Origin of the sequence: Comamonas sp. UBA7528 (assembly GCF_002479375.1) — a bacterium.
In the GTDB taxonomy this organism is placed as follows: Bacteria; Pseudomonadota; Gammaproteobacteria; order Burkholderiales; family Burkholderiaceae_C; genus Comamonas.
Window position 1 is genome coordinate 59002 of the sequence record NZ_DLMU01000008.1, and the last position, 15166, is coordinate 74167.

Consider the following 15166-nt stretch of genomic DNA (forward strand, 5'->3'; position numbering starts at 1 on the left):
GCTCTCCCTCATGGAAACCGTACAAGCCGCCCTGTGGGTGGTGATTCTGCTGGTGGCGATGGCGCTGGTGTTCGACTTCATGAACGGGTTTCATGATGCGGCGAACTCGATTGCGACCGTCGTCTCCACCGGCGTGCTCAAGCCCACGCAGGCCGTGGTGTTTGCCGCCTTCTTCAACTTTGTCGCCATCTTTGTCTTCCACCTGAGTGTGGCGGCCACGGTGGGCAAGGGCATTGTCCAGCCGGACATCGTCGACACCCATGTGGTGTTCGGCGCGCTGGCCGGGGCCATCGTCTGGAACGTCATCACCTGGTACTACGGCATTCCGTCCAGCTCGTCGCACGCGCTGATCGGCGGCATCGTCGGCGCTGCCATTGCCAAGGCCGGCTCCGGCGTGCTGATCGCCGGCGGCATCCTGAAGATTGTGGCCTTCATCTTCATCTCGCCGCTGCTGGGCTTTCTGTTCGGCTCGCTGATGATGGTGGCGGTCGCCTGGATCTGCCGTCGCACCCGCCCCAACAAGGTGGACAAGTGGTTCCGCCGTCTGCAGCTGGTGTCGGCCGGTGCCTATTCGCTGGGCCACGGCGGCAACGATGCACAAAAGACCATCGGCATCATCTGGCTGCTGCTGATCGCCACCGGCTACTCCACGGCAGGCGAAGCCTCGCCTCCGCTGTGGACCATCATCAGCTGCTACCTGGCCATCGGCCTGGGCACGATGTTTGGTGGCTGGCGCATTGTCAAGACCATGGGCCAGAAGATCACCAAGCTCAAGCCCGTGGGCGGTTTCTGTGCCGAAACCGGCGGTGCGATGACGCTGTTCTTTGCCACCTTCCTGGGCGTTCCTGTTTCCACCACCCACACCATCACCGGTGCCATCGTCGGCGTGGGCTCTACCCAGCGCATGAGCGCGGTGCGCTGGGGCGTGGCCGGTAACATCGTCTGGGCCTGGATTCTGACCATCCCGGCCAGCGCCTTTGTGGCCGCCATCGCCTACTGGGTCAGCCTGCAGCTGTACTGATCCAGCCGCAGCGGATAGCTGCATCCGCGCACAAAAAAGGACTTCCGGGTAGCAATGCCTGTAAGTCCTTTTTCTATGTGCAAGGGTAATTGGCTTTTTTATTCGCTGCGACGTGGTGTCTGGCGGCGCAGCCAGCCGAACCACAATCCGACCAGCACCGGTATGCCCAGGCACAGCGCGGCCAGGTGGTCGCCCCAGCCGTCTTCACTGAACAGCGCTGCGACGAGGCCCACGGCGGTCAGCAGCCCCAGGGCGATGGGCCAGGCCCAGAGAAAGACAAAGTGGCGGTACTTGGGAGGTTGCGTCATGCGGCACTTTCTGCGTTGTCCGCGGTCGCGGTGGATGCTGCGGGAGCGGTGGTCCTGGGCGCTGTCTTGCGCTTGCGCAGCCACAGGTACAGGCCACTGCCCAGCACGATGATAGAGGCGATGTCCAGCAGCGCCCACAGGATCTGCATGGGCCGCCCGCCGTAGTCGCCAAAGTGCAGCGGCTGGGACAGCAGCAGGGTCTTCACATACCAGGGCATGGACGGGGCGGCAGTCACCTCGGCGGTGCGCGCATCGACCAGCACCGGCCACAGCAGCTTGGATGTCAGGGGCTCGTTGCCCTTGAGAAAGAAGGTGTAGTGATGGGGGCTGGAGTAGCTGGTGCCCGGGAAGGCCACAAAGAACAGCCGGCTGTCCGGCACCTGGCGCTGGGCCGCTTCCAGCGCGGGTTGCAGCTGGGCCCGCTGCGCGGCGGGCACCAGGGGCTGGCCCTGGTAGGGCTGCAGGATGCTGGTGAGCTGGTCGTGCTGCCAGTATTTGATGACCAGGTCCGCCCAGGTGTTGATGACGCCGGTGGCACCCACCACCAGCAGCCATACCAGGGTGACGATGCCCAGCAGGTTGTGCAGGTCCAGCCATTTCACATGCGTCTGGCGCTCGCGGCGCACGCTGCCGAACTGCAGCTTGCGCATGAAGGGGGCGTACAGCACGGTGCCGCTGACGATGGCCACCAGCAGCAGTAAGCCCATGAAGCCCAGGAACAGCTTGCCAGCCAGGCCGGCGAACAGGTCCACATGCAGCTTGAACATGATCCACATGAAGCCCTGGTCAAAGCGGGGCTCGGCCAGCAGCGCGGCGGTGCGGGCATCGACCACCACGCTGCGAAAGTCCGTGGTGGGCTCGGGTGTGGGCGTCATGGTGACGAACCAGAGGTTGTAGTCGTCCTCGCCGGGGGAGGCGAACTGCACCACCCGGTCGGGGTACTGGGCGCGGGCCACGTCCAGCACGTCGTCCAGGTTGGCGCGCGGGGTATCGGCCGGCATAGCCGGGGCTTCGACCTCCGTACCCAGCAGGTGGCCGATCTCGTGGTGGAAGATCAGGGGCAGGCCGGTCAGGCACAGCAGCAGCATGAAGACGGTGCAGACCAGGCTGCTCCATTTGTGCACCCAGGCCCAGGTCTTGATGGTTGTGTTTTGCATGGCAGCTCAAGAAAAGAAGGAGCGCGAAGGCCCTGCGCGGCCGGTGGGGGCGGCAGCGCAGGGCCAGAGAGAGCCTCTGACTGGTGTCAGAAGTCGATGGCTGCAGACAGGGTGAACGTACGCGGCGCGCTGACCATGGCGTAGGAGTAGCTTGAGGACACGGTGGTGGTCAGCCAGTAGCGGCGGTTGGCCAGGTTCTCGATGTTGGCGCGCAGCACCACCGGCTTGCCGGCCACCTGCATGGCGTAGCGGGCGCCGAAGTCCATGCGCGTCCAGCCGGGCACACGCAAGGTGTTGGCGTTGTCCAGGTGGACGGACGAGACATACAGTGCGCGCCCATTCAGGCTCAGGCCCTGCACGCCCGGCACATCCCAGTCAGCGGCCACGCTCACCGTGCGGCGCGCCACATTGGGGGCGTTGTTGCCTTGTACGCTGAGGTCTTCGATGCGGGTGAGCTTGGCCTGGGTGAAGGCCGCGCTGGCCATCAGGCGCAGACCGCGCTGCAGCTCGCCATAGGTGGACAGCTCCAGACCGCGGTTGCGCTGCTCGCCCGCATAGTTGTAGACATTGCTGACCGGGTCGGTATAGCCGCTGGGTTTCTTGATCTGGAACACCGTGGCTTGCGTGACCATGTGGCCCCAGTCCACCTTGACGCCGGTCTCCAACTGCTTGGATTTGAAGGGCGCCATGGTCTGGAAGGCATTGGCCACGCCCGCAGGGGCCGTGCCCCCATCGGTCAAACCTGCGGTGTAGTTGGCGTACAGCGCCACGTGGTCGACGGGTTTGATGACGATGCCCGCCAGCGGCGAGTTGGCCGAGGTCTGCGTCTGGCTGAAGGGGCTGTGGGTTTTGATGCGCTGGTGGCGCAGACCGAAGGTCAGCAGCAGGCGGTCGTCCAGCATGGCCAGCGAATCGGTCAGTGCCAGGCCCTGCTGGCGCAGGTTGCTGTCCTTGACGGGCTTGCGGTGGCTGCCATCGACGATGGGCAAGGGGTCGTAGATCGTGGAGCTGGTGGACGGCAGATTGCCGTCGTAGTAGTAACCGCTGTCACGGTCCAGCCAGTTGGCGACCAGAGCGACACGGTGGTCGACGGCGCCGGTGCGGAAACTGGTCTTCACGCCCAGGTCGGCGGTGGTGGTTTCGCGGGCGTCGTCGTAGATGGCATTGCCCACCAGCATGCGGCCGCTGGCATCCAGCAGGTTGCCCGACGGGAAATTCTGGTTCACGCGAAAGTGGTTGTAGCCCACGCCGGCCATCAGGGTCAGGCGGTCGGTCACGTCATACTCCAGCCGGCTGGTCACCATCTTGTTGGTGGAGTCGATGGACGTGCCGGGGTAGAAGTTCAGGCGGCCATCAGGAGGGGCCGGCAACCGCGTGTCGCTGTAGCCGCCGGGGCCGAAGAGCACCATGGCCTGGGGGCGGAATTCCCGGGTGTCGTCATGCAGGGCCAGGGCATCCAGCGACCAGCGCAGGCGGCTGGCGCGGTAGTCCAGCCCCAGCGAGCCCATGCCCATCTTCTGGCGACCACCGTCGATATTGCCTTCGCCGCCACGCAGCACGCCGTTCACGCGAATGCCCCAGGCCTTGTCCTCGCCAAAGCGGCGGCCCACGTCCAGGTGGGTGCTCAGCTGGGCCTTGCTGGTGTAGGTGGTGGTCAATCGGGTCAGGGGGGTATCGCTGGCGCGCTTGGTCACCAGGTTGATGCTGCCGCCAATGCTGCCGTCGGGCCCAACGCCGCGTGCCAGTGCGCCCGGGCCTTTGAGCAGCTCGACCCGTTCCACCATTTCCACGGGGATGGTGGTGGTGGCTGCCAGGCCGCCGAAATTGTTCACAAAGGTCTCGCCGTTCGCGACATTGAAGCCGCGGATCTGGAACGAGTCCCCAAAGCCCCCCGAGGCCGTGAGCGAGCGCACCGAGGCGTCGTTGACCACCACATCGGCCAGCGTGCGGGCTTGCTGGTTCTCCAGCAGCTCGGATGTGAAGTTGACCACGCTGAAAGGCGTATCCATCACGTCATTCGTGCCCAGCACGCCCAGGCTGCCGCCGCGCGCGATCTGGCCGCCGGCATAGGCTTCGGGCAGGCCGTCCGCACGGCTGCGCACGGTCACATCCTGCAGGGCTGCTTCGCCGGTGGCGGCGGTGATCAGCAGCGTGTTGCCGCTGATGCGGGCGTTCAAGCTACTGCCTTGCAGCAACTGCTGTGCCGCAGCCTGGGGGCTGAGCGTGCCCTGCACCCCCGCCGTCCTGCGGCCCTGCAGCAGAGCCGCTGGCGCCATCAGCTGCAATTGGGCGGTGCGGGCCAGCTGGGCCAGGGCGCTGTCCAGCGCCTGTGGCGGGATCTGGAAGGCGATGGGCGCTTGGGCAGCAGTCGAGACGGGCGCCGGCTGGGCGTGGACAGGGGCGCTTGCCATGGCCACCAGGGCAGCTGCGGCCAGCAGGCGCAGCGTGGCGGGTGGATGGGGGGCGAAAGAGCGTTCGGGCATAACGGAAAGAGAAATGAGAGTGCTTCGTTTTCCGGTCTTCGTCGGGAATGGCGTGCCGGAATCCTCGATCTGCAGCCCGCAGTCAACGGGACGTGCTGCGGCAGATCTCATGCTGTACAACGCACTCGCGCCGCAAATCCCTCAAAAAAATGCAGCAGCTCTTGGACAAAGCCTCAAGACCGGGTGATGACGATCCATGCCTGCCCGTGGGCTTGCTCGGACCGCAGCTGTACAGGCAGCATGGCGGGCAGCAGTTGCACCCAGTCGGCGGCGTGGCTGATCTGTACGCGCCCGAACACCCGCAACTGCGCCGCAGAAGGCTCCACCCGTACGGGCTGGGAACAATAGCGGCTGATGCGCTGGATGGCGGCTTCCAGCGGAAGGTTGTCCAGCTCCAGCCAGCCGTTGCGCCAGGTGGCAATCTCGCCGCCGGGTTGGCTGCGCTGGGGCGCGTGGCCAGCCGTCCAGCGCAGGGTTTCGCCGTCGTGCAGCTCCACGGCATGGGGTTCTGCGGTGCCGTCCCGCTGGGCCACTTGCACATGGCCTTGCTCCACCGTGACGCGCACGGTGTGCGCATCTTCAAGGGCCACCTCGAAGCGGGTGCCCAGCACGGTGATGCGGGCACTGCCCGCATCCACAATGAACGCCCGCTGTGCATCGCGCTGCACGTTGAAGAAGGCGGTGCCGCGGTGCAGCTGCACATGCCGCTGGTGGGCGTAGAAGGCCACGTCGGCCAGGCCTTGTGCATCCAGCGCCAGGCTGCTGCCGTCCGGCAGGGCCTGCAGCAGCGGCTGGTGCTGGGTGGCGCTGAGGGTCAGCTGCCAGGATGGCACCCACTGGCGCCATGCCAGCCAGGCGCTGGAGCCGCACACACCGATGCCCGCCAGCGACAGCAAGGCTCCCAGCGTGCGCCGCCGGCCCTTGCGTGCGGCAGGTGCGGGGTCGCCGCGCCAGCGGTGCAGCGCCTGCTCGATGGCGTCCATGGCGCGCTGCACTTCGCGCTCCACCGTCTTGACGGAGGTACCGTGCTGCGCGGCGATGTCGCTCTGGGGAGTGCCGTCGAGCCGGTCGGCCAGAAATATGGCACGGCAGCGAGGTGGCAGGTCGGCCAGTGCCAGGTCCACGGCCGCAATGGCCTGGCGCAGGCTGTGGGTGTCTTTCACGTCGTCGGTCTGCGCAGGCTGCCACAGCGACACGCCCTGCAGCGCCTCCTGCTGGCGCTTGCGACGGCGGTAATGGTCAATCACCAGGTTCTCCGCCACGGCATACAGGTAGGCGCGTGAGGAGGGGCTGTGCAACTCCTGCGACAGCGTGGGCTGGCTCTCGGCGGCGCGCACCCAGGCGTCATGCACCAGGTCGTGGGCCTCTTGCCGGTCGCCCATCCTGCGGGCGACAAATCCCACCAGGGTGCGGTAGTTGTCGAGAGCACTGTGCAACAGGGGTGAGGAGGACATGGGCGGCAGGTGGTCAGGGATTCTTCTATTCTAGAGAATAGTTCTTATTCTTATTTGGGTGTGTACATCCAAGTCACAGACCCCTGGGGCTTCTGAAAACCAGTCCTGCGGGGGCGCGGTGCTCGAAGATTTCCGGATGTTTTCAGCCGTATCGGACTGCCCGGCAAGCCTGAGTTGCTTCGATTTTGGATACGATGAGCCGCCGCAGAGATGCCGCCGGCGTGGCTTTTGCGCTATTGGGAAATCTTGCGGGCCTCTTCGATCTGGTATTCGAAGTAGTGCTGAAAGCTGTAGGCCAGGCTGGCCATCAGCACGGCGGCGCCCACCATCAGTGCGGCGGCAATGGCAAAAATCGTGGGCCAGCCCGTGCGGCCGGGTGCGGCATCGGGCGCAGACGAGGGGTTGTGGAGCGCATTCCAGCGCTCGGGTGTGGCCAGTCCGTACAGAATGGCCTTCAGCGCACAGCCGGCGATGGTGAAGCCCAGCAGCGGAATCAGCACCCAGCTGAGGTGGTCGTCCTGGCCCAGCTGCTGCATGCGCTGGATACCGTACAGGCCCAGCGCGGTGGGGATGGGCAGCAGCCAGCCTGGCAGATCGCCCAGGCCATGCAGGTAGAAGCGGTGCAGGCCCAGCGGGCCGCCCAGAAAGGCCAGCCAGGCGGCGACGGTCTTGTTCTTGCGCATGGGGGAATTATTCGGGACCATGGCCGCTGCGACCAGCTAGGGACTACGCCATGGCCCGCAACCGGGCACCGGCCAGGTGGCTGCATGCAAGTCGCCTGCAGAGGATCAAGGCGGCAGGAAGGCGCTCGACGAGCGTCCGTGATTCCGGAGGGTGTAGGCAGCTTGCACAGAAGTCGCTATAATCGCGAACTTTGCTGCGTGTCGCTGGCCGGGTGGCTATGTCGCGTGTCTCAAACGGAGCAAAGAATGTGCAGCGCAAGCTGCCTATACCACCCGAAGGATTAATCATGGTCGTTATTCGTCTGTCCCGCGGCGGCTCCAAGGCTCGCCCTTTCTACACCATCGTGGCCGCTGACAAGCGCGTGCGTCGCGACGGTTCGTTCATCGAGCGTCTGGGTTTCTACAACCCCAGCGCCCGTGGCGCTGAAGAAGGCCTGCGCGTGGCGCTGGACCGCGTGACTTACTGGAAGAGCGTTGGTGCTCAGGCTTCCGACACCGTGGAACGCCTGATCAAGCAAGCTGCCGCCAAGGCTGCTGCTTAATCAGCACTCCCCTCAAAACGGGTTCCGTCGGCCAGTCTGACGGAACCCGTTTTTTTATTTTCTCTGTGTGCAAACCTGTCAGTGACTGCCATGAGCCAGATGCCCGAACTTGAAGTGACCGCCCTGCCTGCCGACGCCGTGGAAGTGGGCCGCATTGCCGATGCCTGGGGCATCAAGGGCTGGTTCAAGGTCATCTCCTACAGCAGCGATGCCGACGTGCTGCTCACCGCCAAAAACTGGTATTTGCTGCCGGCCGAAAAAGGCGCCAAGCATTTCACCGGCACCGTGCTATTGCCTGTGAAGCAGGCGCGCGCGCACTCGGATTCCATCGTGGCCACTGCGGCAGCCGTGGGGGATCGCAATGCGGCCGAGACCCTGCGCGGCGCGCGCATCTTTGTCTCGCGCACGGCCTTTCCGGCGGCCGAAGAAGGTGAGTTCTATTGGGTGGATCTGCTCGGGCTGTCCGTGGTCAACCGCGAAGGCGTGGCCATGGGGGTGGTCAAGGACCTGCTGGCCACCGGTCCGCAGACCACGCTGGTACTGGCCTATGACGAAGGCGGCAAAGAGCGTGAGCGCATGATCCCCTTTGTCGACGCCTATGTGGACAAGGTCGACCTGGCTGCCAAGAGCATCCTGGTGGACTGGCAGCTGGACTACTGATCGGCTGCGAATTGGGGCGCTGCCTGCGCCATAGCACCATGCGTTTTGACATCATTACCCTGTTTCCCGAGATGTTCGCCCCGTTCCTGGAGAGCGGGGTCACGCGGCGCGCCTACGCTTCGGGACAGGTGGCGGTGCACCTGTGGAATCCGCGGGACTACGCCCAGGGCAACTACCGCCGTGTGGATGACCGTCCCTTCGGTGGCGGGCCCGGCATGGTGATGCTGGCCGAGCCGCTGCAGCACTGCCTGGACGCCATCCGCGCCGCGCGCGTGGCGGAGCAGGCGCAGGAAACCGCGCAGCCCGCCCCGCTGGTGCTGTTTTCGCCCATCGGCGCGACGCTCAAGCACGCGGCGGTGGCCGACTGGGCCGGGAGTCAGGGCGCCGTGCTGCTGTGCGGCCGCTATGAAGGCATTGACCAGCGTTTTATCGACACCCATGTCACGCACCAGATCAGCCTGGGTGACTTTGTGCTGTCCGGTGGCGAGCTGGCCGCCATGGTGCTGCTTGACAGCATTGCCCGTCTGCAACCCGGCGTGCTGAATGACGAAGGCAGCTTTCAGCAAGACAGTTTCAATCCTGCGCTGGATGGCCTGTTGGACTGCCCGCACTACACCCGGCCGGAACAATGGAATGGGCAAGAGGTGCCGGCCGCGCTGCTGAGCGGACACCATGCCCAGATCGAGCGCTGGCGCCGCGACCAGCGCCTGCGCATCACGGCCGCCCACCGGCCGGAGCTGATTGTCCAGGCCCGCAGCCAGGGGCTGTTGAACGCCAAAGACGAAGCCTATTTGGCAAAAATCGCGTCCCCGCTATAATGGCTGGTTCTTCGATCCTCTATCCGGCCGCTGCATCGGTTTGAATGCAGCCTATAGCGCCAATCCCGGCGCTTGCCAATTCTGGCGCGGACACGATCGAGTGGATGCAACCATGAACCTGATCCAGACCCTCGAGCAAGAGGAAATCGCCCGTCTGAACAAGACCATCCCCGCTTTCGCCCCCGGTGACACCGTCATCGTGAGCGTGAACGTGGTCGAAGGCAGCCGCAAGCGCGTGCAGGCCTACGAAGGCGTGGTGATTGCCAAGCGCAATCGCGGCCTGAACAGCGGCTTCACCGTGCGCAAGATCTCCAGCGGCGAAGGCGTGGAACGTACGTTCCAAACCTACTCCCCTCTGATCGCCGGCATCGAAGTCAAGCGCCGCGGTGACGTGCGCCGTGCCAAGCTGTACTACCTGCGTGAGCGCAGCGGCAAGTCGGCTCGCATCAAGGAAAAGCTGCCCCAGCGCGTCAACAAGGCTGCCGTCGCAGCCGCGTAAAGCGCGAACGTGTGGGGTCTGGCCGCTGCGGTGGCCAGGTCATCCACGCGACCGGAGCTTGACCGGGAAAGCCGCTACAGTTCGCTGTAGCGGCTTTTTTATGCCTGCTGCGTACCCCTTGTCTGCGTACACCGCCTGCCTGTACCGCTCTGCACCGCCCGCCATGTCCACTGCCTCTTCCACATCCGCCCCGGCCCCTACGGGTGGCGCCGCACCGACCGGTGCCCCTGGTCGCCTGCCTCCTGCGTTCGATCCGCGCCACGCCCCTCTGGTGGGGGTGGATGCCCATCTGCCAGCAGTGCCGCTGGCCTGGCAGACGGAAGCGGCGCTGCGCCAGCGCTTTGCGGCGGCACCGCAGTGGGAGCCCGAGCTGCGGCGTGAGCCGCGCTTCTCCGACCGTCCTCCCACCCAGGCCGCCGTGCTGTTGCCGCTGGTGCTGCGCGAGGAATTGACGGTGCTGCTGACCGAACGCACCACGCACCTGTCCACCCATTCGGGCCAGGTGGCCTTTCCCGGAGGCAAGCGCGATCCGGAAGATGTGGATGCCGCGGCCACCGCGTTGCGCGAGGCCCATGAGGAAGTGGGGTTGGACGCGGCCTATGTGCAGGTGCTGGGCTGTTTGCCGGTGTATGCCACCGGGACGGGGTTTCAGGTCACGCCGGTGGTGGCGCTGGTGGATCCGGCAGCGCCGCTGCGCCCGAACCCCTATGAGGTGGCGGATATCTTTGAAGTGCCGCTGCGTTTTCTGCTGGACCCCACCCACCACGAGCGTCACAGCTACGAGTGGAACGGCATGCAGCGTGAATGGTTTGCCATGCCTTACCAGGATGGCGCCCGCCAGCATTACATCTGGGGCGCCACGGCGGGCATGCTGCGCAATTTCTACCGCTTCATGCAGGTGCCGCTGGCCTGAAAATCGTCGCCAGGCTGACGGCCCGAGCAGCGCTTTGGCTTCAGCCGGTATTATGGTGGGATGAGTTTTTTCGCCATCCTGATTGCCCTGCTGCTGGAGCAGGCGCGCCCGCTCTCCCGCAGCAACCCGGTGCACGCCGGCCTGCGGGCCTGGACGGTGTCGGTGCGACGCAACTTCGATGCGGGCCAGGCACACCATGGCTGGGTCGCCTGGGCCTTGGCGGCCATCGTGCCGGCAGCGCTGGCGGCGGGCATCTACTGGCTGCTGGACTACTTCATCGGCTGGCCCGCGGCCATGGTGTGGAATGTGGCCATCCTCTACACCACGCTGGGCTTTCGCCAGTTCAGCCACCATTTCACCCGCATCCGCGATGCGCTGGAGGCGGGGGACGAGCACGCCGCGCGCGAAGCGCTGGCCGATTGGCAGCAGGTGGATGCCAGCGAGCTGCCGCGCAGTGAAGTGGTGCGCCATGTGGTCGAGTATTCGGTGATCTGCGCCCACCGCCATGTGTTTGGCGTGCTGCTGTGGTTTGTGGTGCTGTCCATGCTGGGTCTGGGCCCGGCCGGTGCCGTGGTCTACCGCACGGCGGAATATCTGTCGCGCTACTGGTCGCGCCGGTCGATTGCCGGCGCCCCCCCGGTCAGCGAGCGCCTGCAGCAGGCCGCCCGCGCCGCCTGGCAGGCCATGGACTGGCTGCCGGCCCGCGTGACCGCCCTGGGCTTTGCCATTGTGGGCAGCTTTGAAGAGGCGATCGACGGCTGGCGCTACTACGCCCAGCGTTTTCCGCATGACAACGATGGCGTGATCCTGGCCGCCACGGCCGGTGCCATCAATGTGCAGCTGGGGGGCGAAGCGCTGCGCCAGCGGGAAGAGCTGGCCACCGGTCCCTTGTATGACGATGAGGAGGGGTCCAGTTCCACCCCCGGTCGCGCGGCCGAGGTCAGCCATCTGCGCAGTGTGGTGGGGCTGGTGTGGCGCTCGGTCGTCGTCTGGATGCTGCTGCTCGCCCTGCTGACCCTGGCGCGACTGTTGGGCTGAGGGTGCGCAGGGCGCGCGCATGCTGCCGGGCTGCAGGCGCACCGGCTGAGACATCCCCGGTTTTTCTGCCGGCACCCAAGGGTGCAGGCGTCCTGGGGCCCTGAATCCCGCGTGGCCTGTGTCGCTGGCCTTCTGTGGCTGCATGTGCCCTGAACCGGGCTGGCAGGCTCAACGCCAGGGCGAATGGCTCAGTTCCTCAAACAGCTCGCCGTAGATGCGGTAGCGGTTCGCGTCAATGTGGTGCGGGCTGCCTTCGTTATCCACTTCGGCCATCACGGCGCAACCGGGTTCGTGCAGATGGGTGCAGTTGTAGAACTTGCATTCCTGCGCCTTGGCGCCGATGTCGGGCATGCAGCGCGGCAGGTCGGTGGGCGCGATGTGGTAGAGGCCGAACTCCTGAAAACCGGGCGAGTCGATCAGCGCGGTGCTGCGTGCCTCGTCCATCCAGTACCAGGTGGTGGTGGTGGTGGTGTGCTTGCCGGAGTTCAGGGCCTGCGAGATCTCGTTGGTTGCCACATTGGCACCGGGGACCAGCAGGTTGATCAGCGTGCTCTTGCCGGAGCCGGACGGGCCCAGCACCAGCGTGCTCTTGCCGGCAAACAGGTCCATCAGCGCTTCGCGCTGATCGGGGTCGTCGCTGGTCAGGTTCAGCGGAATCACGGGGTAGTGGTCGCTGCCGTCTTCGTCCTGGATGGCCCGGTAGGCGGACAGGCGCATCCAGGCCTCGAAAAACGGCTCTTCCAGGTCGCTCTTGTTCAGCGCAATGATGGGCTGGATGTGTGCATCCTCGGCCGCGATCAGCGCACGCGCCAGCTGGCTTTCGGAAAAAACGGGTTCGGCCGCGATCAGGATCAGCACCTGGTCGATGTTGGCGGCAAACATCTTGGTACGGATTTCGTCGCGGCGGTACAGCAGGTTGCGGCGCTCCAGCACCTTCTCGATCGTGCCTTCCTCGCCCTGGCCGGGCGGCGGTGCCAGCCACAGCACACGGTCGCCCACGACAGCCTGGCTCTTCTTGCCGCGCGGGTGGCAGATGCGGCGGTGGCCGTCGGCCGTTTCGACCACGCAGTGGCGGCCATGGCTGCCAACCACCAGACCTTCTTGGGGGGCGTTGCCAGCGTTGGAGGCGGCAGGGGCGGATCGGCGTTTGCTCACAGGGTGCTTACCAGGGTGTCGGTGCGCTGGGCGCAGTCAAAGTCGGAGTCGGACAGGCCGCCGGCGTCGTGCGTGTTCCAGCGCACGGTGCAGCGGCCGTAGTCCACCTGCAGGCTGGGGTGATGGTCCTGCTGGTGCGCGATCCAGGCCAGGGCATTGACGAAGGCCAGGGTCTGGAAGTAATTCGCAAAGTGGTAGGTCTTGGTCAGTGCGGTGCTTGCGCCTTCGCCCTCGATGCTCCAGCCTGGATGGCGCACCAGGCGCTGGGCGGCATCGGCGGCCGAAATGGCGTGGCGACGGGGCAGACGGGACCAATCGATGGGCTGCAGTTGGGAAGGCGTGGTCATGCGGCGGCTCCTGCAGAGTGCGCCGGAGCCGGCATGCGTGCCAGCCGCTCCAGCGCGGGAGGGTGGGAGTAATAGAACTTCGCGTACACCGGATCGGGCGTGAGCGTGGAGGCATTGTCCTCGTACAGCTTCAGCAGTGCGCTGGCCAGGGCTGTGCCATCGGCCTGGGCCATGGCGTAGGCGTCGGCCTGGAATTCATCGCGGCGCGAGCCCATGGCAACCAGGGGCGAGACAAAAAAGGTGAACACCGGCAGGGCCAGCACAAACAGCAGCAGCGCCACGGCGTTGTCGTCCCCTTGGGGCATGCCCATGGCCAGTTGTACGCTGGGCAGCACTCCCAGACCGCTGTAGAACCAGGCCTGCTGCGACAGCCAGCCCAGCAGCGCAAAGCCGGCCAGGCTGAGTGCGAACATCAGCACCATGCGCTTGGCAATGTGCTTGTGCTTGAAGTGGCCCAGTTCATGGGCCAGCACGGCTTCTACTTCGTCAACGTTGAGCTGCTTGAGCAAGGTGTCGTAGAACACCACGCGCTTGGACGAGCCAAAGCCGGTGAAATAGGCATTGGCATGGGCCGAGCGGCGGCTGCCGTCCATCACGAACAGGCCCTTGGCCGCAAAGCCGCAGCGCTGCATCAGCGCGGTGACCCGGGTCTTGAGCGATTCGTCGGCCAGCGGCTCGAATTTGTTGAACAGCGGGGCGATGAAGCTGGGGAAGATCCACATCAGCAGCACATTGAACCCTGTCCACAGGCACCAGGCCCACAGCCACCACAGGCTGCCGGTGGCCAGCATCAGCCACAGCACGGCCGCGGCCAGTGGCAGGCCGATCAGGGCGCCGACCAGCGTGGACTTGAGCAGGTCCACCAGCCACAGGCGCGGTGTCATCTGGTTGAAGCCAAAACGCTGTTCCAGCACAAAGGTCTGGTAGTAGGACAGCGGCAGTTCCAGCAGGCCGGAAATCAGGACGAATCCGGCCAGCACCGCCAGTTGCTGTGCCAAACCGGTTCCCAGCTGGGTCAGCAGCAACTGGTGCAGCGCATCCAGGCCACCCAGCAAGGTCCAGGCCAGCAACATCACCGTGGACAGTGCCAGCTGCAGCAAGCCCAGCCGGGCCTTGGCCAGGGTGTAGTCGGCGGCCTTCTGGTGCGCCGCCAGGGAGATGCGGTCCGCAAACGGCGTGGGCACGGCGCCCCGGTGCACGGCCACATGGCGCACCTGGCGGGTGCTGAGCCAGAGCTTGAGCAGCAGCTGCAATGCCAGGGCGGCGGCAAACGCCAGAGTCAGCAGGAGCGAAGGAGGAAAAGAGTCGGTAGACGGCATGTGCGGCGAGTGTAGGCGACAATTTAGAGATGTCTGATGCCGTCTCCCATGAAACCCCTGTGCTGCCCAAGTCCGACCTGAACCTGGTCTGGCTGGACTGCGAAATGACGGGCCTGCAGCCCGAAACCGACCGCCTGATCGAGATTGCCGTGGTCATCACCAGTGCCGATTTGTCGGTGCGTGTGGAAGGGCCGGTGTTTGCCATCCACCAAAGTGATGAACTGCTCAACGGCATGGATGCATGGAACAAGGGCACGCACGGCAAGAGCGGGCTGGTGGACCGGGTCAAGGCCTCGACCATCACCGAGGCCGATGCCGAGAAGCAGCTGATCGCCTTTCTGTCCAAGTACGTGCCCAAAGGCAAGGTGCCCCTGTGTGGCAACAGCATTGGCCAGGACCGCCGCTTTCTGGTGCGTTACATGCCCAAGCTGGAGGCCTACTTCCATTACCGCAATGTGGACGTCAGCACCCTCAAGGAGCTGGCCCGCCGCTGGAAGCCTTCCGTGGTGGATGGCTTCAAGAAAGCCCAGCGCCACACGGCCCTGGCGGATGTGATCGAGTCCATCGACGAGCTGGCGCACTACCGGGCGCATTTTCTGGCACTGTAAACAGGGCTGGCGGGGGAGGTGACGGTGGTGCGCCGCCTCCAGCCCTGCCTGGCTTGGTCGGAGAGCGAGTTCTGATCTGCTATAAGGGGTTTACGTGAAAACCCGAACTGTGCGACAATTGCGGTCTTGCCCCATTACCCGCCACTTTCCTATGGCAGGGC

At 65.3% G+C, this 15166-nt stretch carries 16 protein-coding genes; 8 read left to right on the forward strand and 8 right to left on the reverse strand.

Annotated elements, in window-relative coordinates; genetic code table 11:
• Nucleotides 1-10 precede the first annotated feature (10 nt).
• Complete coding sequence (locus B3349_RS09190) at nt 11-1021, forward strand: inorganic phosphate transporter (protein ID WP_291588347.1); 1011 nt, start codon at nt 11-13, stop codon at nt 1019-1021.
• A 98-nt stretch (nt 1022-1119) separates the two neighbouring features.
• Here the strand turns inward: B3349_RS09190 and B3349_RS09195 are convergent, their stop codons facing one another.
• The 5 genes from B3349_RS09195 to B3349_RS09215 form a co-directional block, all read right to left on the reverse strand.
• On the reverse strand, nt 1120-1329 hold the full coding sequence (locus B3349_RS09195) for a hypothetical protein (RefSeq protein WP_291588348.1): 210 nt from the start codon (nt 1327-1329) through the stop codon (nt 1120-1122).
• Entirely contained in the window at nt 1326-2486 is a 1161-nt protein-coding gene (locus B3349_RS09200) for a PepSY-associated TM helix domain-containing protein (RefSeq protein ID WP_291588349.1), read from the reverse strand. The genes B3349_RS09195 and B3349_RS09200 overlap by 4 nt, the downstream gene beginning before the upstream one ends.
• Nucleotides 2487-2572: 86 nt before the next feature.
• Nucleotides 2573-4969 (reverse strand): TonB-dependent receptor, encoded by a 2397-nt coding sequence (locus B3349_RS09205; RefSeq protein WP_291588350.1) that lies wholly within the window; start codon nt 4967-4969, stop codon nt 2573-2575.
• 173 nt (nt 4970-5142) lie between these two features.
• Nucleotides 5143-6423, reverse strand: coding sequence for a sigma-70 family RNA polymerase sigma factor (locus B3349_RS09210; RefSeq protein ID WP_291588351.1), 1281 nt, complete (start codon nt 6421-6423; stop codon nt 5143-5145).
• Nucleotides 6424-6656: 233 nt separating this feature from the next.
• Nucleotides 6657-7106, reverse strand: a complete 450-nt coding sequence (locus B3349_RS09215) for an NINE protein (RefSeq protein WP_291588352.1) — start codon at nt 7104-7106, stop codon at nt 6657-6659.
• Between the two features lie 287 nt (nt 7107-7393).
• Here B3349_RS09215 and rpsP point away from each other — a divergent pair, with 287 nt between their 5' ends.
• The 6 genes from rpsP (at nt 7394) to B3349_RS09245 (ending at nt 11576) form a co-directional block, all read left to right on the forward strand.
• Nucleotides 7394-7648: a 30S ribosomal protein S16 gene (gene rpsP, locus B3349_RS09220; protein ID WP_066539673.1), complete on the forward strand. Its 255-nt coding sequence runs from the start codon at nt 7394-7396 to the stop codon at nt 7646-7648.
• Between the two features lie 90 nt (nt 7649-7738).
• Nucleotides 7739-8308: a ribosome maturation factor RimM gene (rimM, locus tag B3349_RS09225; protein ID WP_291588353.1), complete on the forward strand. Its 570-nt coding sequence runs from the start codon at nt 7739-7741 to the stop codon at nt 8306-8308.
• Nucleotides 8309-8346: 38 nt separating this feature from the next.
• Entirely contained in the window at nt 8347-9126 is a 780-nt protein-coding gene (trmD, locus tag B3349_RS09230; RefSeq protein ID WP_291588354.1) for a tRNA (guanosine(37)-N1)-methyltransferase TrmD, read from the forward strand.
• A gap of 112 nt (nt 9127-9238) precedes the next feature.
• Nucleotides 9239-9625: a 50S ribosomal protein L19 gene (gene rplS, locus B3349_RS09235; protein WP_066539666.1), complete on the forward strand. Its 387-nt coding sequence runs from the start codon at nt 9239-9241 to the stop codon at nt 9623-9625.
• Nucleotides 9626-9788: 163 nt separating this feature from the next.
• Nucleotides 9789-10538, forward strand: a complete 750-nt coding sequence (locus B3349_RS09240; RefSeq protein WP_291588355.1) for a CoA pyrophosphatase — start codon at nt 9789-9791, stop codon at nt 10536-10538.
• Nucleotides 10539-10598: 60 nt separating this feature from the next.
• Nucleotides 10599-11576 (forward strand): CobD/CbiB family protein, encoded by a 978-nt coding sequence (locus B3349_RS09245; RefSeq protein WP_066539661.1) that lies wholly within the window; start codon nt 10599-10601, stop codon nt 11574-11576.
• 168 nt (nt 11577-11744) lie between these two features.
• Here the strand turns inward: B3349_RS09245 and rsgA are convergent, their stop codons facing one another.
• Genes rsgA through B3349_RS09260 form a run of 3 tightly spaced genes read right to left on the reverse strand, consistent with a single transcriptional unit; the run spans nt 11745 to nt 14397 of the window.
• Nucleotides 11745-12731, reverse strand: a complete 987-nt coding sequence (gene rsgA, locus B3349_RS09250; RefSeq protein ID WP_291588356.1) for a ribosome small subunit-dependent GTPase A — start codon at nt 12729-12731, stop codon at nt 11745-11747.
• Complete coding sequence (locus B3349_RS09255) at nt 12728-13078, reverse strand: 4a-hydroxytetrahydrobiopterin dehydratase (RefSeq protein ID WP_291588357.1); 351 nt, start codon at nt 13076-13078, stop codon at nt 12728-12730. The genes rsgA and B3349_RS09255 overlap by 4 nt, the downstream gene beginning before the upstream one ends.
• Nucleotides 13075-14397 carry a M48 family metallopeptidase gene (locus B3349_RS09260; protein ID WP_291588358.1) on the reverse strand — a complete coding sequence of 441 codons (1323 nt, stop codon included), beginning with the start codon at nt 14395-14397 and terminating at the stop codon, nt 13075-13077. Before B3349_RS09260 ends, B3349_RS09255 begins: the two co-directional genes overlap by 4 nt.
• 29 nt (nt 14398-14426) lie before the next feature.
• Between B3349_RS09260 and orn the strand changes: the two genes are divergently transcribed.
• Nucleotides 14427-15005 (forward strand): oligoribonuclease, encoded by a 579-nt coding sequence (gene orn, locus B3349_RS09265; protein WP_291588359.1) that lies wholly within the window; start codon nt 14427-14429, stop codon nt 15003-15005.
• Nucleotides 15006-15166 lie beyond the last annotated feature (161 nt).

Excerpts from the sequence above, each read along its gene's own strand:
- B3349_RS09255 (WP_291588357.1), bottom strand. The coding sequence starts at position 13,078 with ATGACCACGCCTTCCCAACTGCAGCCCATCGATTGGTCCCGTCTGCCC.
- B3349_RS09260 (WP_291588358.1), bottom strand. The coding sequence starts at position 14,397 with ATGCCGTCTACCGACTCTTTTCCTCCTTCGCTCCTGCTGACTCTGGCG.
- B3349_RS09245 (WP_066539661.1), top strand. The coding sequence starts at position 10,599 with ATGAGTTTTTTCGCCATCCTGATTGCCCTGCTGCTGGAGCAGGCGCGC.
- B3349_RS09210 (WP_291588351.1), bottom strand. The coding sequence starts at position 6,423 with ATGTCCTCCTCACCCCTGTTGCACAGTGCTCTCGACAACTACCGCACC.
- rpsP (WP_066539673.1), top strand. The coding sequence starts at position 7,394 with ATGGTCGTTATTCGTCTGTCCCGCGGCGGCTCCAAGGCTCGCCCTTTC.
- orn (WP_291588359.1), top strand. The coding sequence starts at position 14,427 with ATGTCTGATGCCGTCTCCCATGAAACCCCTGTGCTGCCCAAGTCCGAC.
- B3349_RS09240 (WP_291588355.1), top strand. The coding sequence starts at position 9,789 with ATGTCCACTGCCTCTTCCACATCCGCCCCGGCCCCTACGGGTGGCGCC.
- trmD (WP_291588354.1), top strand. The coding sequence starts at position 8,347 with ATGCGTTTTGACATCATTACCCTGTTTCCCGAGATGTTCGCCCCGTTC.
- B3349_RS09190 (WP_291588347.1), top strand. The coding sequence starts at position 11 with ATGGAAACCGTACAAGCCGCCCTGTGGGTGGTGATTCTGCTGGTGGCG.
- rimM (WP_291588353.1), top strand. The coding sequence starts at position 7,739 with ATGAGCCAGATGCCCGAACTTGAAGTGACCGCCCTGCCTGCCGACGCC.
- B3349_RS09195 (WP_291588348.1), bottom strand. The coding sequence starts at position 1,329 with ATGACGCAACCTCCCAAGTACCGCCACTTTGTCTTTCTCTGGGCCTGG.
- rplS (WP_066539666.1), top strand. The coding sequence starts at position 9,239 with ATGAACCTGATCCAGACCCTCGAGCAAGAGGAAATCGCCCGTCTGAAC.
- B3349_RS09200 (WP_291588349.1), bottom strand. The coding sequence starts at position 2,486 with ATGCAAAACACAACCATCAAGACCTGGGCCTGGGTGCACAAATGGAGC.
- B3349_RS09205 (WP_291588350.1), bottom strand. The coding sequence starts at position 4,969 with ATGCCCGAACGCTCTTTCGCCCCCCATCCACCCGCCACGCTGCGCCTG.
- B3349_RS09215 (WP_291588352.1), bottom strand. The coding sequence starts at position 7,106 with ATGCGCAAGAACAAGACCGTCGCCGCCTGGCTGGCCTTTCTGGGCGGC.